Annotated in this window: 24 protein-coding genes; 6 read left to right on the plus strand and 18 right to left on the minus strand. The window is 37.5% G+C overall.

Annotated features, from left to right (window positions below; genetic code table 11):
* The first annotated feature begins 26 nt into the window (after nucleotides 1-26).
* The gene (locus H9635_RS09335) at nucleotides 27-560 is read left to right on the plus strand and encodes an RNA polymerase sigma factor (protein WP_191699932.1); all 534 of its coding nucleotides are present in this window, start codon (nucleotides 27-29) and stop codon (nucleotides 558-560) included.
* Nucleotides 560-1,357, plus strand: a complete 798-nt coding sequence (locus H9635_RS09340; RefSeq protein WP_191699933.1) for a hypothetical protein — start codon at nucleotides 560-562, stop codon at nucleotides 1,355-1,357. The genes H9635_RS09335 and H9635_RS09340 overlap by 1 nt, the downstream gene beginning before the upstream one ends.
* Before the next feature lie 234 nt (nucleotides 1,358-1,591).
* Here H9635_RS09340 and H9635_RS09345 read toward each other — a convergent pair whose 3' ends face one another.
* The 8 genes from H9635_RS09345 to H9635_RS09380 all read right to left on the minus strand — a co-directional run bounded on the left by H9635_RS09345 (nucleotide 1,592) and on the right by H9635_RS09380 (nucleotide 7,720).
* Nucleotides 1,592-2,809: a glutathionylspermidine synthase family protein gene (locus H9635_RS09345; RefSeq protein ID WP_191699934.1), complete on the minus strand. Its 1,218-nt coding sequence runs from the start codon at nucleotides 2,807-2,809 to the stop codon at nucleotides 1,592-1,594.
* 8 nt (nucleotides 2,810-2,817) lie between these two features.
* Nucleotides 2,818-3,273, minus strand: coding sequence for an RNA helicase (locus H9635_RS09350; RefSeq protein WP_191699935.1), 456 nt, complete (start codon nucleotides 3,271-3,273; stop codon nucleotides 2,818-2,820).
* 17 nt (nucleotides 3,274-3,290) lie between these two features.
* Nucleotides 3,291-3,689 carry a DUF350 domain-containing protein gene (locus tag H9635_RS09355; protein WP_191699936.1) on the minus strand — a complete coding sequence of 133 codons (399 nt, stop codon included), beginning with the start codon at nucleotides 3,687-3,689 and terminating at the stop codon, nucleotides 3,291-3,293.
* Nucleotides 3,690-3,704: 15 nt separating this feature from the next.
* The gene (locus H9635_RS09360) at nucleotides 3,705-4,037 is read right to left on the minus strand and encodes an aminotransferase yhxA (protein ID WP_191699937.1); all 333 of its coding nucleotides are present in this window, start codon (nucleotides 4,035-4,037) and stop codon (nucleotides 3,705-3,707) included.
* Between the two features lie 596 nt (nucleotides 4,038-4,633).
* Nucleotides 4,634-4,942: a hypothetical protein gene (locus H9635_RS09365; protein WP_191699938.1), complete on the minus strand. Its 309-nt coding sequence runs from the start codon at nucleotides 4,940-4,942 to the stop codon at nucleotides 4,634-4,636.
* Between the two features lie 260 nt (nucleotides 4,943-5,202).
* Nucleotides 5,203-6,063, minus strand: coding sequence for a M23 family metallopeptidase (locus H9635_RS09370; protein ID WP_191700440.1), 861 nt, complete (start codon nucleotides 6,061-6,063; stop codon nucleotides 5,203-5,205).
* 294 nt (nucleotides 6,064-6,357) lie between these two features.
* Nucleotides 6,358-7,236: a dehydrogenase gene (locus tag H9635_RS09375; protein ID WP_191699939.1), complete on the minus strand. Its 879-nt coding sequence runs from the start codon at nucleotides 7,234-7,236 to the stop codon at nucleotides 6,358-6,360.
* Nucleotides 7,226-7,720, minus strand: a complete 495-nt coding sequence (locus tag H9635_RS09380) for an RNA polymerase sigma factor (protein ID WP_191699940.1) — start codon at nucleotides 7,718-7,720, stop codon at nucleotides 7,226-7,228. The genes H9635_RS09375 and H9635_RS09380 overlap by 11 nt, the downstream gene beginning before the upstream one ends.
* Nucleotides 7,721-7,868: 148 nt before the next feature.
* On the opposite strand from H9635_RS09380, the gene H9635_RS09385 reads away from it, so the two are divergent.
* Nucleotides 7,869-8,060 (plus strand): hypothetical protein, encoded by a 192-nt coding sequence (locus H9635_RS09385; protein WP_191699941.1) that lies wholly within the window; start codon nucleotides 7,869-7,871, stop codon nucleotides 8,058-8,060.
* Nucleotides 8,061-8,157: 97 nt separating this feature from the next.
* Here the strand turns inward: H9635_RS09385 and H9635_RS09390 are convergent, their stop codons facing one another.
* Complete coding sequence (locus H9635_RS09390; protein ID WP_191699942.1) at nucleotides 8,158-8,658, minus strand: DUF1648 domain-containing protein; 501 nt, start codon at nucleotides 8,656-8,658, stop codon at nucleotides 8,158-8,160.
* A 107-nt stretch (nucleotides 8,659-8,765) separates the two neighbouring features.
* Here H9635_RS09390 and H9635_RS09395 point away from each other — a divergent pair, with 107 nt between their 5' ends.
* The gene (locus tag H9635_RS09395; protein WP_191699943.1) at nucleotides 8,766-9,419 is read left to right on the plus strand and encodes a DedA family protein; all 654 of its coding nucleotides are present in this window, start codon (nucleotides 8,766-8,768) and stop codon (nucleotides 9,417-9,419) included.
* 63 nt (nucleotides 9,420-9,482) lie between these two features.
* On the opposite strand, the gene H9635_RS09400 is transcribed toward H9635_RS09395, so the two are convergent.
* From H9635_RS09400 to H9635_RS09420, 5 genes are read right to left on the minus strand one after another with little or no spacing between them, the layout of a single operon-like run.
* A complete protein-coding gene (locus tag H9635_RS09400; protein WP_191699944.1) occupies nucleotides 9,483-9,965 on the minus strand; it encodes a chemotaxis protein CheW in 483 nt (160 codons plus the stop codon).
* Between the two features lie 13 nt (nucleotides 9,966-9,978).
* On the minus strand, nucleotides 9,979-11,088 hold the full coding sequence (locus H9635_RS09405) for a M20/M25/M40 family metallo-hydrolase (protein WP_191699945.1): 1,110 nt from the start codon (nucleotides 11,086-11,088) through the stop codon (nucleotides 9,979-9,981).
* A 49-nt stretch (nucleotides 11,089-11,137) separates the two neighbouring features.
* Nucleotides 11,138-12,118: a hypothetical protein gene (locus H9635_RS09410; RefSeq protein WP_191699946.1), complete on the minus strand. Its 981-nt coding sequence runs from the start codon at nucleotides 12,116-12,118 to the stop codon at nucleotides 11,138-11,140.
* A 32-nt stretch (nucleotides 12,119-12,150) separates the two neighbouring features.
* Complete coding sequence (locus H9635_RS09415) at nucleotides 12,151-12,885, minus strand: AAA family ATPase (RefSeq protein ID WP_191699947.1); 735 nt, start codon at nucleotides 12,883-12,885, stop codon at nucleotides 12,151-12,153.
* 39 nt (nucleotides 12,886-12,924) lie between these two features.
* Entirely contained in the window at nucleotides 12,925-13,617 is a 693-nt protein-coding gene (locus H9635_RS09420) for an AIM24 family protein (RefSeq protein WP_191699948.1), read from the minus strand.
* 147 nt (nucleotides 13,618-13,764) lie between these two features.
* On the opposite strand from H9635_RS09420, the gene H9635_RS09425 reads away from it, so the two are divergent.
* Nucleotides 13,765-14,154, plus strand: coding sequence for a general stress protein (locus H9635_RS09425; RefSeq protein ID WP_225231233.1), 390 nt, complete (start codon nucleotides 13,765-13,767; stop codon nucleotides 14,152-14,154).
* A 2-nt stretch (nucleotides 14,155-14,156) separates the two neighbouring features.
* On the opposite strand, the gene H9635_RS09430 is transcribed toward H9635_RS09425, so the two are convergent.
* From H9635_RS09430 to mce, 4 genes are all read right to left on the minus strand, one after another.
* On the minus strand, nucleotides 14,157-14,507 hold the full coding sequence (locus H9635_RS09430; RefSeq protein ID WP_191699949.1) for a hypothetical protein: 351 nt from the start codon (nucleotides 14,505-14,507) through the stop codon (nucleotides 14,157-14,159).
* Nucleotides 14,508-14,527: 20 nt separating this feature from the next.
* Complete coding sequence (locus H9635_RS19235; RefSeq protein ID WP_225231234.1) at nucleotides 14,528-15,451, minus strand: GrpB family protein; 924 nt, start codon at nucleotides 15,449-15,451, stop codon at nucleotides 14,528-14,530.
* 694 nt (nucleotides 15,452-16,145) lie between these two features.
* A complete protein-coding gene (locus H9635_RS09445; RefSeq protein WP_191700443.1) occupies nucleotides 16,146-17,693 on the minus strand; it encodes an acyl-CoA carboxylase subunit beta in 1,548 nt (515 codons plus the stop codon).
* Nucleotides 17,694-17,707: 14 nt separating this feature from the next.
* Nucleotides 17,708-18,121, minus strand: a complete 414-nt coding sequence (gene mce / locus H9635_RS09450) for a methylmalonyl-CoA epimerase (protein WP_191699950.1) — start codon at nucleotides 18,119-18,121, stop codon at nucleotides 17,708-17,710.
* A 109-nt stretch (nucleotides 18,122-18,230) separates the two neighbouring features.
* Here mce and prli42 point away from each other — a divergent pair, with 109 nt between their 5' ends.
* Nucleotides 18,231-18,326: a stressosome-associated protein Prli42 gene (gene prli42, locus H9635_RS09455; RefSeq protein ID WP_008404197.1), complete on the plus strand. Its 96-nt coding sequence runs from the start codon at nucleotides 18,231-18,233 to the stop codon at nucleotides 18,324-18,326.
* Nucleotides 18,327-18,333 lie beyond the last annotated feature (7 nt).

The raw sequence follows: 18,333 nt of genomic DNA on the forward strand, positions 1-18,333 counted from the left end.
CTAATTAATAAAGGGAGGTGCAATGCGTGATAGATCTTGAAGCAGATTATTCAGAAGCTTCATCAGATGAAATCCTAAATCAACTGATGGAGGACTATGCAACTGATTTAAAAAGAATCGCTTTCTTATATGTAAATGATCTGTCTGAGTGTGAGGATATTATTCAGGAAGTCTTTATTTCTTGTTATCAAAAGTTACCCAGCTTCCGACATGAATGCAGTTATAAGACTTGGTTAATCCGTATTACGATTAATAAATGTAAGGATTACAAGAAACGGTGGAGTATTAAAAAGCTTATTTATAAACCCATTATTTCAACGGTTTATACTGCACCCTCTGCAGAAGAACAATTTATGTATGAACAGAAATCTAAAACTATGATAGAACAAATAGCCAAGCTACCAGCTAAATATAAAGAGGTGCTCATCCTTTATTATTATCAGCAATTGACGATGACTGAAATAAGTGAAATCCTCAACATAAATATTAATACGATTAAATCAAGATTACTTCGCGGAAAGAAAATGCTTCAAAACAAATTTGGAAAGGAGTCATACTAGTGGACAACTTCGATAAACAGGTGAAAGAAGAGATTCAGGGATACTTAGATAAACACGTACACTTTTCTCGCGAAGAAAGTCAGCAAATTCGCAGTAAGACAGTAAATAAAAGCTCAACTAAAAGCTTTCATGGAGTTTATTATACCGTTTTGGCTGCAGCCATTATTTTAATTTCTATTCTAAGTGTACCGCTATTTAAAACTATAAACTTTAATAGTAATACCCCAGCCGATTATATTGTAGTAGAAGAAAAGGAAACGAATGACAATAAGGAAATAAAAGCTTCTTTAGATCAACGTGTTAATGGAAATGCATTTAAAAGAAGTAGGCAAATGTTACCAAATGAAATTACAGACAAGTTACAATTAGCCGTAATTAATGCTCCGGAAAAGTATAGACTTACAGAAGCAAGTTATAATTACTGGTCAAATAGCGGGGAATCAATCGATATTACCTTAGCCTTAAGTTTTAATAGCCAACAAAATTCTTACTTCACACAAATTTTTAAAGGGCAAGTTAAACTTGAAGACAACCATAAGGTAATAGAAAAATCGGGTAACTGGAAACTCATTCCCGAATCTGAAACTTCTAGTGGTGATAATAAATACATCATCGCTGTTTCAGAAATCGTAGTGAATCAAGAAAAGTATACAATAATTGTTCAAACATACGACATCCATGATGATTTTTACGCAAACCCTTATTCTAAAACGGATATTGTAAATTTTTTAGAATCTTTACAACTAAAAGTTGCAGTAAAGAATTTGTTAGAGATAAATACCGAGGATTCCATGTAATTTAAATATGTATGATATCTTCTGCTATATAAAGATTTTTCACATAAAAAAGGACATGCTTTCACCTCTTCGATAAATCAGAAGCATTCTCCCTCCTCTCTTTAAAAAAGAAAAAGCTTAGCAAAATTCCGCTAAGCTTTTAACGTGTATATTGTCTAATGGCCCCATTCCTAATCGCATCTCTTGGCAAATACCGCCCCTTGAACAGTTCTATTAACTAACTCTGTTAGAAAATTACCTTTTTTTCATTCCAATTGGCAAATAATAAGATAGATTATTTGTAATCATCCCACCTACCCGTAAACCGTTCGCTGCAGGCTTTCCACTTATTAGAAAGCTGCCGACTAATAGTTCTCCTGTTTGTGTACCCTTTTCACTTTGGAACGTTGTTTTTGGCTGCTCAATATATTGCTGATAAACTTTCGGATATTGAAGATACGATTTTTGTTTATCCTCTTTTAGGAGCTGCCCACCTGCGTCATATATTTCGACCGTATCCCCTTCACGTCCAAATACCGGTTTCTTTACATAGCGCATCCCTTTTTCAATAAAAGGTTGTTCTTCCAAATAGGTCGGCAGAAAATATTCAGCAATCCACTCATGCTCATCCGCTGTAAAAAAGGCATTTCGTTCCTCATGTAATCCCCAAATGACCGCCTGCACCGCCTTATTTTGCAGTAAAAAAGCGGACGGCGGGTTAAGTATGGTCAACAGGTTTTGCTCGACAAGCTCTAATAGCCACAATCCGATTTTGTTCTGTTCATCATCTTCGTCCATTAGCAGATTTTCAATCGGGAAAGTAGGACGGTAAAGCAGATCAACCCGCTTACCGTTCTCGTCAAACAACCCAATACCTCTTTGAATTTGTAGTTGTGACAGTGACGTAAATTTCGCGTGAGGTACAAATTGCATTAAGTAAAGCGTTGTATAATAGTCTTCTATATTTTGGTCATGTGCGGTGAAAACGATATGGGCATTAGGGGAAAAGATGCTTTGGGCTACACTTTTCCGGATTGTGCTTTTTAATAATGGTTCCATTCCAGCATTCGGATTTTCCATGCCAAACGCATTGCATATATGCTCATTTACAACAAACAATTCCTTAATAAATGTTGGCGTATCAGCATTCATTTCGATGCACTTATAGCTGCCTACATGCGGAATAAAATCAAAGCGCGCAATGACACTTTCAGCATCCAGGGTTTTCAAACGGAGAAAATGCAGTGTTTCTTTTGGGTAGCCCATTTCAAGCAGTGCCTCATCCGGAATGTTTCGCAACAAGTGAGCCACCTTATAAAAGATTTTCCCAACACATTCCGTCGCCAACCGAATTTTTTTAACTTCTACCTCTTTCACTTCATATAGATCGTAAAGCGCGTATTCTTCATTATATAAATCTGCCCAAAAATGTTCTATATTCGAATAAAACTGTTGTCGCTCGCTGTTAGTCATGAAATTTTTCAGCCCACTTTCAACTCTGTTGCGTAAATTACATACACACCGCGGTCTTCATCAATTTCGGTAGAAGTAACAAGCATTTGCCCGGTTTCGGGAATATCCACAATATCCTTTAGTAAATAGCGGATCACTTCAAAGTGCGTATCACAAGGAATACGTGCGAACAAACGGTAATTTTCACGTTCGTTCGGGCTTCTGAATTCGATATGAATGCCCTGTTCGCGGAAACTTTGCTCATCTTCGCCTGATAAATTGCGCCCAATCTCTTTTAAAACGAGCACTTCCATTTCATCTTCCATTTCATTCGATATAAGTTCATACTGTGTACCGCGCATAATAAAATAAGTGCAAAGCTGGCGCGCATAAAATTCATCCGGCCCAACATTAGTTTCCGTATATTCATAAAACGGCTCGAAATGTCCATTTCCTCTATCTATATAGTAAATTAACCGCTTCAATATTTTCTCTCCTCAGACTAATAAGATATACATTTTGCTACAATCCAGCCAACCGCTATGGATAGAGATAATAACATCGTCCCAACTGCACGATTGTCTTCTTCAATCGCCTTTTGAATACTGAAGCGAATTGTTATTAGTTCTGCAACAAAGAATACAATTACTTGCGCCACTATTCCGATTGCACCCCAAATCGCCATATCCAATAACGAAATCGAATATTCGGCAGCTGCACCTAATACAATCGCAAGTCCCACTACTTTCCCGCCTAACAGCATAGCGGCTGCTACATTCTTTTGTGAAATCAACTGAAACTCTTTAATCTTTGGCGTACTTAACGCAAACAGTACCATACCGATTATAAGTAAACCCAATGATACACCGAGATATGATAAAAAATTCAAATATCCATTCATGCTTTTTTGTCTCTCCTATCCACCGAAACTTTTTGTACCACTACCAAACCCAGAGCTGGACTGAGTGGCTTTAAAACTTGAACTATTTTTATAACTTTTATAATTACTGTTGCTATGTAGTGCCGATTTATTGTTATAGTACCTGCCGCCATAATAGTACGCCCCATAATAGCCCGAGCGACTTTCATCACATCGCCAAACACCATCTTCCTCTGACCAGTCCCAATCATTACAGCTTTTATCAGTAGGCTTTGGCGGTAAACTGTTTGTCGAAGTCCCGCACCCAGCCAAGGTTAATGAAAGTGCTGTTGCGGAAATACCGACCATCAATTTCTTTGTTTTCTCCATTTTGCTGCCTCCATTTCCTTTCCACTTTTAATGTACGAAACAACCTAAAAAAAAGATTCCAAAATTTAAAAATTAATATTTTCGTAGAATTTTAGAATGAAATTCCCTTGCAGAACAAAAAATCCTGTTCTAAAAAACAGGATTTTGAATATGGAAATGTTCAAGGTACCAAATCGGTACTGGGTTGCTCAAACCATTAAATGAGGTTAAAACATTTTTTGCCTGATTCTTCATAAAGGTTATTTGATCCTCTCCGAATTGGATAGCCCAAGGGATGGACGACAACATATTACTACAAATATATAGAGCTAAAAGCGAGAAAAATTCCATAGGTGGTTTTCCGTTAAAGTAGCCATTAAGCTGTCCCGTAGGAAAGAATGGACTAATACTAGCACTCCACACAATGCGGTTAAATTCTTCCTAAGTTATCCATAGCGATTAAAACATTCGCGTCCTCTGTAGCATTGTGGCGGATACGTATTGGATGGAAACAAACCTTCATGAATTCGGCCATGCACCTTATTATAAGTATATAGACTCTAACCTTCTATTCCTATTACGCTCTGAAAGTCATATTTTAACACCTGAGTCGAAATTCATTCCGGCATATTGTATCGAGGGAAAAAATAATACATTAAAAATACACCCAATAGTAAACACAAGGTCGGACCAATAATTGTTCCATCTAGATAACCTAAGATTCCCATAATAAAAGATATGAGACCAAACCACGCAGCAAGAGAATTCACAATATAAGAATAAATTAAGCCAATAAACAATAATATCCGTTCCAAAAAATGATCCAATTTAGGCTCTTTAACAAATCGGAAAATACTTAAAACAATGCCCCACACCAATAGTACCGGGATTCCCCATATAAAAGCCCATATAAATAACTGTATCATTTTCATTATCCTCCTATTATTTTAAATCCACACTTCTTTATAGGGTATTTAATATTTACGAGATTGCTATTTGAAAGAGAAATTCACTTATACATATATAAGTCTTTTCATTATAAATGTAAATACATAGAAAAAAACACCATTTTGGTACAGTACCACAAAATTTAGAATAGAAATCTAAACAAAGGTTGGTACTACCTATGTGGTGTTTTTGATTTTGAATAAAGACTTTTTTATAACGTAAATTACAAAAAGACATTTTAACACGGCTTCAAAAACTCCCCTTGAATCGGGTCAGATTCTTCCGGGAATTTAATGCGCAACGATTTTGCTTGCATGAAATTAGCATGATTCATCACTTGAAAATGGATATGAGCTTCAGAGGAATAGCCTGAGTTCCCACATAACCCCAGTAGTTGCCCTATCTTTACATGGTCCCCTACGTTTACAAAAATCGAATCCTTTTTTAAGTGAGCAAGCATACTAAATTCATTCTTATCATGAGCAATAATACAATAGTTACCTAGAATATTCGCTTCATCCCTTACGCCAGGAATATTGTCTTTTATCGAACTCATTACTTGAATAACAGTTCCATCAGCAGGTGCTACTACTTCAGCTCCGAACGCATAATAATTTTCATTTTTTAGTGGAGAATCTTTAAATGTTTGATGATTAACCATCTTTACTAAGTCATATGCATATCTTTGTTGTTCAAAAGGGTAATGGTAGTTTACAAATTCATTCGTGCCTCCCCAATAAACAAACCATTCATCTGTAATCGGCATCCTGTATGTATTTATTGTCCTTATTTGATCACTCTTTCGATATGTTTCAAACGGTTTTAAGTATAGTCCTTGAATGACATCTTTATTATCAAAGGCTATAATTATTGCCTTTGTTTGTGCGTCATCCACCCAAATATATCGGTACAAGCCATGAATAATATTGGATGCGATACAATTATATTGACTCACACCATTATTAAACTTAATAGATAGTTTTAAAAATTCTTCAAAAGATACAAGTTTCTGAAATGTAATGGAAGTATTTTCATAGATTATTTTATAGTTCCTTTGTAAAAAAAACTCACCAAACCTTTCCTTTAGTTGATAGTCCATATACAAAACAACACCCCCAAATTTATTCCGAATTATAAGAATATTTTAACAAATAATATTGTTTTTGTCATCGTATTTTAAGGTTTAAGAGTAATAAAAAAGCTTAAAAAATAGCGGCATTCGTCACAAAACCGTTTCACTTTAGCAATTTTATAAATTTACAATTTTTGTCATATATTTGATATTAACCATTTCCCCTATAAGTAAGTAGTTTATAAAAAATTATAAAAAAAGTACCCAGCGGAAAGACTTTTGTATTGTCCCTCCGGTTGAGTACATTTTAGATATTGTCTGTTAGTACGTAACTATCCAGCTGATAAAAAGTAAAACAATTAGCAAAATTTTATACTTTTCCACCTTTAAAATATTCAAATTTGTAATATGACGCTTCATCGGCAGCCACACACTGAAGCCGTAACCAACCGTTAATAGTATTAAGAACGGCTTATACAACGGCCCAACCGCATCATGATACCAAAAAAGTAGGGACAAAATAATTAAACTAATTGTTAAAGAAACCCCTAACCCTCGAATTTTAGTTGGTTTATAAAGTTTTCTGCGATTATAATACATGGCAGTAAAGCCATGCATCAGAAGTACTGCTACAGCAATCCATATTACCGAAAGCTGTATTTTATAATGCGCATCAAATAAATCTGAATAAACCGCAGATGTATAATCTACATATCCGGGATAATAAAGTTCCTGCTGAATATCATATAAATAATTCGCTGCCAATTCATATTGGTGCTGCTCCCCATTTTTATATAAAACGACAATATCATAATGAAATTGGGCAAGCTTTTCAGGAGCCGAAATTGTTGGGAGATCAGATAAATTCTCAAACAAAGTCACAATACTGGGAGTTTTTATATTTTCTACCCCCATATAATTTGTTGATACTTTCCCCCTAAAGCCCGTTTCTCCAAAGTTATCATACGAGGTAATTTTAGCAATTTCACCTGAAGCTGCCTGATTTATTTGATTATTGGATGTATAAAATAAAAATAGGGCGATAAAACAAATAGCTGTGATGACACCCAATTCTCGTAGAGGTTTCAATGTACTAGATTTTTTTACTGGTTGATCTTTTATTTTGTTTAATATCGTTTGTTTTAATCGTTCATTTTCGGGAATTTTGTTTAACTCTTTTAATCGTTCATCAAGCTTCATCGATTTCACCCCCTAAAAGCTGCTGCAATGCCTTCATTGCGCTTCTTTGTGTATTGGCTATCTTCATGGCCGTTAAACCCATAATGTCGCATGTTTCCTGAATCGAGAGCTCTTCAATTTTGCGATAAATGATCACTTCACGCTGCACGGGCTTTAATTGTTGAAGTGCTTCGTATAATTGCTTCCGCGCTTCCTCCTGCACTAGCCATTCATGTGGCACATAAACGAATTCCTGCTGTTCCGGAGCACTTTTAAATGGCAGCCATTGAATTAATGCCTTTTTTCGGTAATAGTCATAAACAAGATTTCGGGCGACTTGCCTTATATAGGTTTGGAAATTAGCGACGTTTTCTGTATTAGATTTATAAATCCGTAAAAAAGTATCCTGTGTTAAATCCTCGGCCAGTTGCGCATTTGATACCATATACCGTATGTACTGATATGTTTTATGAAAATGAAGCTCATACAACTCATCAAAGTCCATGTCTTTCACCTCTCTTATTTATATAGACGAACGAAACGAAAAAATATGTAAGTATTTATAAAAAATTTATAAAGTACCAAAAAGGCTTATGTTAATCATTGTAGAATAAGTGAAGAATGGCCAATATGAAAGATTGGAGTTGATCTAAATGGTAAATAAAATCAAGAATCTATTTACACCGAGACTTCTCATTTGTACAAACTGCGCAAGTAAAATTGAAGAGGGTGATCGTTTTATCGCACATATTACAATGCCTGCAGAAAAGAAAATGCTTGTGTCAAGAATGGATCAAGCCATTGCTAGAACGGCAAACCGTGTAATTTGTGAAAAGTGTCAATAAAACTGCAAACTAGCAAAAAAGCGTATTCGATGACTATATCGAATGCGCTTTTAATATATTATGTTGAACCCTTCTAGGAGCATGACAATAGAAACTATCATTTTATCCTACTCGTTTTGATCATCTTCCAAATCAGTACGATGAACAGCACAATCATTATCACAAAGAACGGCCAGCCAATTATAGCGTCATCACCTAATGCAATAGCAACTGACCGGTATACTATATAGGCAAATAATATATTAATTATATTTCGCATATAATTTAATGTTTGGCGACTGTTTTGATAGAAGGCTTCACGATTAGATTCGTTCAATCTTTCAGGGTAATTATGTGATTGGGGAAATTTTTCAAATACCATTAAAAAGAAATGCAATGCAATAGCAATGCCTGGTAATATTATAAGTTCCATTTTAGAGCCCCAACGATCAACAGTCCCGCTGCCGTCAAAATGAGCCGGAACTTCATTTGGCATGTCACGCCAGTTCATCAGTAAAATGGCAATCATAACGGCCAATGCCACATAGCCAATAATATCCATTACCCATTCCGATCTCGTTTTCGGTATGTCAATTTTAGGTTGCTTTAGATTACTCAACTTCTCTCACCTCATTCATTTATTCTCCGATGCTTTTTATAACCTAAATATGGCTGTATCCGTTATACTTAAAGTTACTAATCCTATTGATAGGAGAAAAACATCACATGTTACTTGATATTATTCAATTTTTACGGGAAATCGACCAGGTCATTTTTTATTACATAAAAGAGCTCGGCTTATATATTTACGTACTATTATTTGCGGTCGTTTTCTCAAAAACTGCCTTTGTCATATTAACGTTCCTACCTGGAGACAGTACGGTTTTTACGAGCGGTACATTAGCTGCGATTGGAAAGCTTGATTTAATTACATTACTGATTATATTTATTGTCGCAACCACACTTGCAGATAGCAACAACTACTTAATCGGTAAAATCGTTCGGACAATCCCGGAAAGGCGCAACCTTTTTATGCGATTCATTTCCGAAGAAACAAACGAAAAAGCGTTAAAATTTTTAGAGGAATATGACCGTGTTGCCATTACTTTTTCCCGCTTTGTTCCATTAATGCGAACGATGACTCCTTTTATATGCGGTTATACCGGGTTATCCTACTCAACTTTTTTACGTTACAACTTTATTGGTGCCACACTTTGGACAGTCGTCTGGCTCGGTGGAGGTTTTTTACTCGGAAACATTCCTTGGGTAGAAGACAATATCGTGTTAACGTTGGCCATTATTTCGATTATTGTTTTCGGCTTTGCGGGATTCGCCTACTTAAAACAATTTAAAAAGAAAAAGACCATTCCCCTAAAGTGAAAAAAGGAGCTATCATTATATTTGATGATTTGCTCCTTTTTTCGGTAAAACATGTACTTTCATTTATACGTTCGTTTGTTCTTCTTCTAGCATCTTGTGTAAATAGTCAATAATTTCACGCATGCCCTCAAGTGAATGAACGAGAATGCTTGGGTCAACACAGGAAATCATACGGTTCTCCAAATTCGCAACAGCTGTAAAATATTTCGTTTTATTATAATTAACAAGCCCTAGCTGTTTTAAAACGCCCTCTTCAAAATCAATAATTTCCTTCGCATCTACTACTAATAGACCGTAGTTAATCATTTCCGTTTTTAATACGATGACCTTTGAGTTTTTCGTATCTGTTGGACGGTTGTATAAGACAGACTGAAAATCAATGACCGGTGTAAGCTCCCCACGAATCCGTGAAAAACCTAATAAATATTTAGGTAAGTGTGGTATAGGTGTTACTTGCTCCAATTTTTCGATAGAGACAACTTGCTCAACTGGTACGGCATATTCTTCTGTCCCGCATAAAAATACGACTGCTTTTTCAAATCCCATATATGCTCACCTCTTATTTCGCCGTTTCGATAATAATGGCTTCTAATAAATCAGCCAGCTTTTCTAGTTCTTCTATCGGCATTCTTTCGTTCGTTGTATGAATTTCCTCATAGCCTACCGATAAATTTACTGTCGGAATTCCAAAGCCTGCAATGACATTCGCATCACTACCGCCTCCTGAAATACCTAACAGTGGTGTGCGATCAACCGCCTCTACTGCAGCTTTTGCAATTTTCACCACTTGATCATCTTCTGTTACACGGAAACCAGGATACATTAATTTTACTTCCACTTCTGCACGTGCACCGTTTTCTTTCGCGACACGCTCGAATGTTTCTTTCATATGTGCTGTTTGTGCATTTAATTTTGCTTCATCGATTGAACGGGCTTCTGCTAAAATATTCACTTCATCACATACGATATTCGTCGCCTGTCCACCTTCAAAGCGACCGATATTTGCAGTTGTTTCTTCATCCAAACGACCAAGGTTCATTTGAGCAACTGCTTTGGCAGCTACCGTAATTGCTGAAATTCCTTTTTCCGGTGCAACACCCGCATGTGCCTTTTTACCAATGACTTTTGCAAAAACTTTTGCCTGGAAAGGAGCTGCTACAACGATACCGCCTACTTTTCCGTCACTGTCTACCGCAAAGCCATACTTCGCTATAATGTTCGACGGATCCAGTTCCTTTGCACCGACCAAGCCGCTTTCTTCACCAGCAGTAATAATGAATTGAATCGTGCCATGTGCGATATTCTTTTCTTTTAAACGACGTGCCATTTCAAATAATGCTGCCATACCAGCTTTATCATCCGCGCCCAAAATAGTCGTGCCGTCAGAATAAATATAGCCATCTTCACGAATTTCAGGCTTAATCCCTTTCCCTGGTACGACTGTGTCCATATGTACTGTAAAATAAATTGGTTCGATTGATTCGTCGCCTTTTAATGTAGCGATAATATTGCCTGCCCCATGACCATTACGTGTATGCGCATCATCCTGGTATACTTCAAAGCCCATTTGCTCCAATTTTTCTACTAATACAGGTGCAATGATTTCTTCGTGCTTTGTTTCCGAATCAATTTGCACTAATTGTAAAAACTCTTCTACTAAACGATTCATATTCCATAACTCCTTTTAACTAAACAAGTTTACGCTTTATTTTACGCCTCTATTTTTGAAAAAACAATGAAAGATCATCGGCATTCAGTATTGCTTCTTTCTGTTTTATGAGCGCTGCTTCTTTTCGTGATGCGATATCCAGCTTTTGCTCCAACTCACTAATTGTATTTGCGACATCATCCTGTACGCGTGAAATTTGGTTCATAGATGTCGTAATTTTTGAATGGATCGACCAATCGGTGAAAATATTATCGAAGAAGTAATCCGTAAACATGACAAAACCGTCCGTATCAATAAGGAGGGCATCCTGTCGTATTTCCTTCACATCCAGGAGTTCATTTTGGAAACGTTGTAAAGCAATTTGCGCACCATGTAAATAATTATTGGATTCTTTCAATTTATCGTGCTTCATCATCGTAGCCATAAATCCTCCGCCTAAAAACGTATCCCATGTTGAATAGGATTTAGCATCATTTAACGCATAACCGGCATCTGTCAGCTTCGTTAACGCATGCTTCCCTGCCTCGATTGCTTCTTTAATTTCTTTGATTAACTGTCTGCATAAAAGTTCCTGGTCAATAATTGCCGTAAGCTCCGCCGCGATATGAGCGGCATGTTTCTGTAGCCACTGCTGTTTTTGATCATTAATTTGATTTAACTGCTGTCCCACATAGGATTCATTGATTGCATTTAGTTTATGAATTAAGTCAACGCGATCATCCTGCAAATCTTCATATGTTAATTGAGCTTCTGTAAGCTTTAATTCTATGACTGCAACACGGTCAAGATTTTGCTCCATCAACTGATCCTTTTTCCCTGACCAACCACGGAATAAGTTGATAAAAGAAAAGTTCTCTAGCTTATTTAATTGTTGGCGTGCGTTTTGCAGATCCAGCTGATGTCGATCTATTTCCCGTTTCGCATGGGAGAGAAGTTTTTCCACATTTTCGTTTTTTTTATGCAGCTTATCCGCTTCAAGTAACTGTAATTGATATTCTTCCGAAAGTTGGTGCAATTGCTGCCATTCCATACTTACCGCCTCCTATAATATAAACGTGCCTTCTATTCCTCATCCTCTTCAAAAAGCTCTTTCAACATTTTCTCCCGGTGCTTCAAAAAGTAGGATGTAATTTGATAATGCTCCGTTTGTTCATATTCGACCTGTTCAATGCCATGTTCGTCAAATTGGTATATAACTGCATTCGGAAACCCTAGTAAAATCGGAGAATGTGTCGCAATAATAAACTGTACATTTCCCGCTTTTACTAAGTCATTTAATAATGTTAAAAAAGCCAACTGTCTGGCCGGAGACAACGCGGATTCCGGTTCATCCAGTAAATAAATGGCCTGTTCTGTAAAACGATGCTGAAAAAGAGAAAAGAACGATTCCCCGTGAGATTGATGATGGAGCGATTTCCCCCCATATGCTTTGTAACCGTTCATATCGGTTTCATCTAAGTGGGAAGCAAACTGATAAAATGTTTCGGCACGCAGGAAAAAGCCGTTTGTTACTTTTGGCCACCATGAAAGTTTCACAAATTCTCCAAGCGCAGATTCAGCTTCATGCACCTCATACGCCTTATAATTTTGTGTACTACCCCCTGCTGGATTGAAGCCGATTTGATCTGCAATCGCTTCGAGTAATGTCGATTTCCCCGCACCATTTTCGCCGACAAAAAAAGTAACCGGAACATCGACATCCAGCTCATTCATATGACGTATAAATGGAATGGAAAAAGGATACTCACTATAGTCAGGTATTTGATCTTTTTTTAATTTAATCGTTTTTAAAAACATAGGTCTACTCCTTCGAACATCGCTGTAAATTTTACTTTGTTAACTTTCTGACGACAAATACACTTCCTCAAACGGCTGAATAATTACAAAACCTTCTCCTGAAAACGCCATTTGAATTGATTCACTGCTCCCTCTGCCAATTAGCGTACGAAACGTGATATCTGTTACAAATTCCGGCTTTAAGTTACCAGACCAAGCTACTGTGGCGTTCGGATCGGTATAAACCGTCTCACCAGGCTTTACGATCAATGTTAATGGTTCAAAATGGGTAGTAATCGCTACTTTCCCTTTACCTTTTAATGTCACATTAAATAATCCGCCTGCCATCATCCCAGCCATTTTACGCATTAAATGAATATCCCATTGAATAGTAGGTTCAAAAGCTAGCAAGTCGTTGCCGTTGACACATAAACTTTCATTTTGTAAATCAAAGATTGTCACCTTTTTCCCTTGGTCCGCTAAATAGAGGCGCCCCTTACCTTTTGCCTTCATCAGCTGTGTACCCTCACCAGTCAGCGCCTTTTTAAACATTTTTGACATACCATGCTCAAGCATCCGCTCACGCTCAAACTTAATGGAGCCCACATACGCAATCATTGCGCCCATTTTTGACCATACTTCCCCGTTCAAATTCACCTCTAGCACGCGCTCTGTTTCCAGTTCAAAAAAATCATTTTCCAGCTGGTCCTGCTGTGTTTTATTCACAAAATCACGAATGGAATAGTTCCCCATCAAAAAACCTCCCTTTTTATGATCTACGGATTGAAAGTGGTATAAGTTTCGAATTTTCTGCATTTTATATTTTTAATAGTATGATTTCGTTTTGTTATTACTACCACTTCATAAAAAAATCCATTACAATGAAAAAAAGAGGTGACAATGATGGAGTATCGACGTGAAATCGGGTTAGTATATTCAGTTGACGAAGCATTGGCAAAGCTCAATATTATTCGTGCACATGGCTTTTCTGAGCATGAAATCCATCTATTTGCTAAAGATATCCGTCCCCTTCATTCTTTAAAAATGTATACCGAAATTAACATACACGCTGCCGGCAGCTGGATGGATCAGATAATTAGCTTAATTACAGGTCAAAATGTATATGAAGTGAGCTTGCGGATTTTACAGCTTACAAAAGAGGAAATCGCGCATTATGGTCACGGAATCGAGCAAGGGGCCATTTTTCTATTTGCTGAGCACGAACATCCTTACGAAAAAGAACCGTTAAAACAAAGAGTTCCAGTGAATATCCCGAACGTTGTGGACTAGCCTTACAAAAAACTGCCGTTATTTATAACAAAATTATATATTAATGAACCAGCTATCAAAATACCGACAACTATATTCAAAATAATAACTAGTCGTTTCGGGAAAGGTATTTTTAGTAACGATGCAATGGACCAGTGAATAACACTATAAACAAATTGCACAAGTAAAGTACCCAATGTATAGAAGGCAATATAAAACAGACGTCCACTATTCGATATATCTCCCGGCGGTGCATCTGCTGCAATGAATAAAAGCATGCCCATAAACAGTTCTGATAAAAGATGGCAAAAGTAGCCGATAAAGCCGATCATCGCCGTATACAATAAAAAATTGATAACCTCTTTTAATTTCAATCCATCACCCCTTGATGTGCTTAATTTAAAGATATTAAACGAAAATAATCCGCATGACCACGAATGAGCTGTTTTCCATCATCCGGTGTAACCCAGAAAAAACGGAATACCTTGCCATCTTCTGCTCCACCACCAGTTGGCTTATAGTTCCATTCATCTTGAGTCTTATCTATATTTATCCTATAAAAGTATCGGTGATGAATCACACCATCATCATTTTCCCAGAAATCGTCAATGAGATAATGAATGGCGGGGAAATTGCTTAACCCCGTTTCCTCTTCCATTTCACGCTTCACTGCATCTACAGGCATCTCCCCATGCTTTACGGTTCCTTTAGGAATTTGAATACCTGCTTCCTTTACCGGATGCTGAAATACTAGAATTTGAGTTTTCCCATTCACCTGTCTCGTTATGTATCCGTACGACTTTTTAATAATCGGCCAATGTAATGCTTTTTCCATTAACGCACTCATGAAACTTTCTTTAACTTGTTGGTAACTGGACGTATCATCTGGAAATTTAGTTGCAAGTTCTATTTTCAATTGTCCATATTTCCGTGCTTGCTCGGGATGATTCATTAAATAATATTTAAATTGTAAATGCTTATTAATATTTTCATGCCCAGCACGATAAATATGCACATGATGGCTTCGATTTTTGTCACCTTTTGTATAATAATGACGGCCATTAATACCGTTTTCTCCACGAACTTTATAGCCAAGCTTGCACATTGTCTCATCATAAAGTGAAGCCTGTTCTATATTTGATAGTCCAATCACAATATCGATAATCGGTTTTGCATAGCCTATAGTCGGAATAGCTGTACTTCCAATATGATAAATTTGGATTAACTCCTCCTGGAAAATATCCTTTAGCCGCCGCGCTTCTTCTTCATATAATTTATTCCAATCACTTGTCCATTTACGGATGATTGTTTTTCTCATAAATTAACCCCCTTCTTCAAAATGGTAATCATAGATACTTGGAAAATAGACGGCTCATCACCATAACATGGGGTTGCTTTTCTAATAAAATTCCACTTGATTGGTGGGCTGCGGCAAGACAGCGCTAAAGCAGAGTGACGTGGAGCGAAGGGTGAACCGCCCAAAATACTGGATTCCTTGGCGATTAAGCGTGCGCGGAAAATAGTTGCTCCTGTCGCTGCCGCTTTCGTCGCAAAGCTTTTTGACAAAAGCTTTGGAGCCACGCCGCTCGGAACGGAGTACAACGGACGCGAGCTTCAATAACACTTGCTCGACGCGTTTTCCCCGTAGCGCAGCAGAACGCAATTCATTAGAAAATCTAATTTTTTCAATTTTGTCATCCCAAACTTATGGTGATGAATCTAATAGACGGAGAATTTCCGCTTATTTGGAAAATTATATACTTTATCGCTCAATTAGAGGGAGGAATTCCGCTTATTGTTACGTAAAACATAAATATCGGGAAATTTTCACTAAATAAACGGAAAACTTCCCCTTATTTAAGCCAAAATCAGTGCCATCTTTAAAATAGCCGGAAAATCTCCGCTTATTTGCTGGTCGGAATCCTTGCTCGGTTATCACACCCACTCTAAACAAAAACACCAGCCCTCAATGAAACAAAGAGCTGGTGCTAGACTGTTTTAAGCAGTCATAATTATAGTGGAATGTTGCCGTGTTTTTTGTACGGACGGTCTTCTTGCTTTGTTGAAAGCATATCCAATGCCTGGATTAGCTTAATACGCGTTTCACGAGGATCGATTACATCGTCTACCATACCGCGAGATGCCGCAACATATGGGTTAGCGAATTTTTCTTTATATTCCTCGATCTTCGCTGCACGTGTAGCGTCTGGATCTGCAGATTTCGCGATTTCACCTGCGTGAATGATATTCGCTGCACCAGCCGCACCCATTACCGCGATTTCAGCATTTGGCCATGCGAACACTAAATCCGCGCCAATTGCTTTAGAGTTTAATGCTACATATGCACCGCCGTATGCTTTACGTAAAATTACTGTAATTTTCGGTACAGTTGCTTCTGAGTATGCATAAAGAATTTTCGCGCCATGTCGGATAATTCCGCCGTGCTCTTGCTTAACACCTGGGAAGAAACCAGATACGTCTTCGAATGTAATAACTGGAACATTAAATGCATCACATGTACGAACGAAACGAGCTAATTTATCAGATGAATCGATATCAAGTCCACCTGCTAAGAACTTCGGCTGGTTACAAACTAAACCTACTGATTCACCCGCAATTCGTGCAAAACCAACTACGATGTTTTTCGCAAATTCTTTTTGCACTTCCATGAATGAACCTTCATCTACAACTTGCTCTACTACTTTACGAACATCATAAGATTTCGTTTGGTCAATAGGTACGACATCAACAAGCTCTGAACGGAAGTTATCACCTTCTGGAGCTGGCTGCTTTGGTGTTTTTTCCTTATTGTTTTGCGGTAAGTAAGATAGTAATTGCTGAATTTGTGCAATGGCTGCTTCTTCATTTTCAGCGCGGAAGTGGGCGTTACCTGAAACTGCGTTATGCACTTTCGAGCCACCTAAGCCTTCAGCAGAAATTTTCTCACCTGTAACTGTTTCAATTACTTTTGGACCTGTAATAAACATTTGAGACGTTTTATCAACCATTAAGATGAAGTCCGTAATTGCTGGTGAATAAACAGCACCGCCAGCACATGGTCCCATAATTACCGAGATTTGCGGAATTACACCTGAATAAATTGAGTTACGGTAGAAAATGTGGCCATATCCATCTAAAGAAAGAACACCTTCTTGAATACGTGCACCGCCTGAATCATTAATGCCGATAAATGGTGTACCGTTTTTAGCAGCTAAATCCATAACTGCAGCGATTTTTTTCGCATGCATTTCACCTAGTGCTCCGCCAAATACAGTAAAATCTTGCGCGAATAAATAAACGTTACGACCATTAATTTTACCGAAACCTGTAACAACACCATCACCAGGTCCCTCTAATTTCCCCATACCAAAGTCAACAGTACGGTGTGTAATGAATGGGTTAATCTCTACGAAAGACCCTTCATCCAATAACATTTCGATTCGCTCGCGGGCAGTCATTTTACCTTTTTCATGCTGCTTCTCAATACGTGCATCTCCGCCGCCAAGCTGGATTGCTTCTTTGCGGTCATATAGCTCATTAATTTTATCAAACATATCCATCGTAATTGTCATCGTTATTTATCCCCTTTTCCGCTTTTATCACATAATTCATAAAGTACACCAAATGAGTCTTTAGGATGTAAAAACGCCACTTCTGCGCCACCAGCACCTGGGCCTGGCTCGTCCGACAGCAGTCTTACACCTTTTTCACGTAATTCTGCCATGCGCTCGCGGATCCCCATTACACCAAAAGCAACATGGTGAATGCCTTCTCCACGCTTTTCCAAAAAGCCGTGAATCGCACTCTTCTCACTCATCGGTTCGAGAAGCTCAATTTTCACATTTCCTGCATCAATGAACGCTACTTTCACTTGCTGAGATTCTACTTCTTCCATTTTTAAAAGCTTTAAACCTAGCGTTTCTGTGTAATATGTAATACGTTCTTCAATATTGCGTACAGCAATACCAATATGATCGACTTTTTCCACGATGTTTGACTCCCTTATAATAAAATTTCTATGAGGTAATTCATTAGTACTTGAGAATTCCTTCAGATTTGTTAAACTAAAATTAGTTCATTATGAAGGAGCGAAAACAATGAGCAACAAAAAATTCCAAAAGATCGTCGTTTATTCAATGGTTGTAATTATGTTAATTTCAACTGTGGCAATGGGCGTAGCAGCAATCATGTAATGGATGT

Source organism: Solibacillus faecavium (genome assembly GCF_014836905.1).
Taxonomy (GTDB): domain Bacteria; phylum Bacillota; class Bacilli; order Bacillales_A; family Planococcaceae; genus Solibacillus; species Solibacillus faecavium.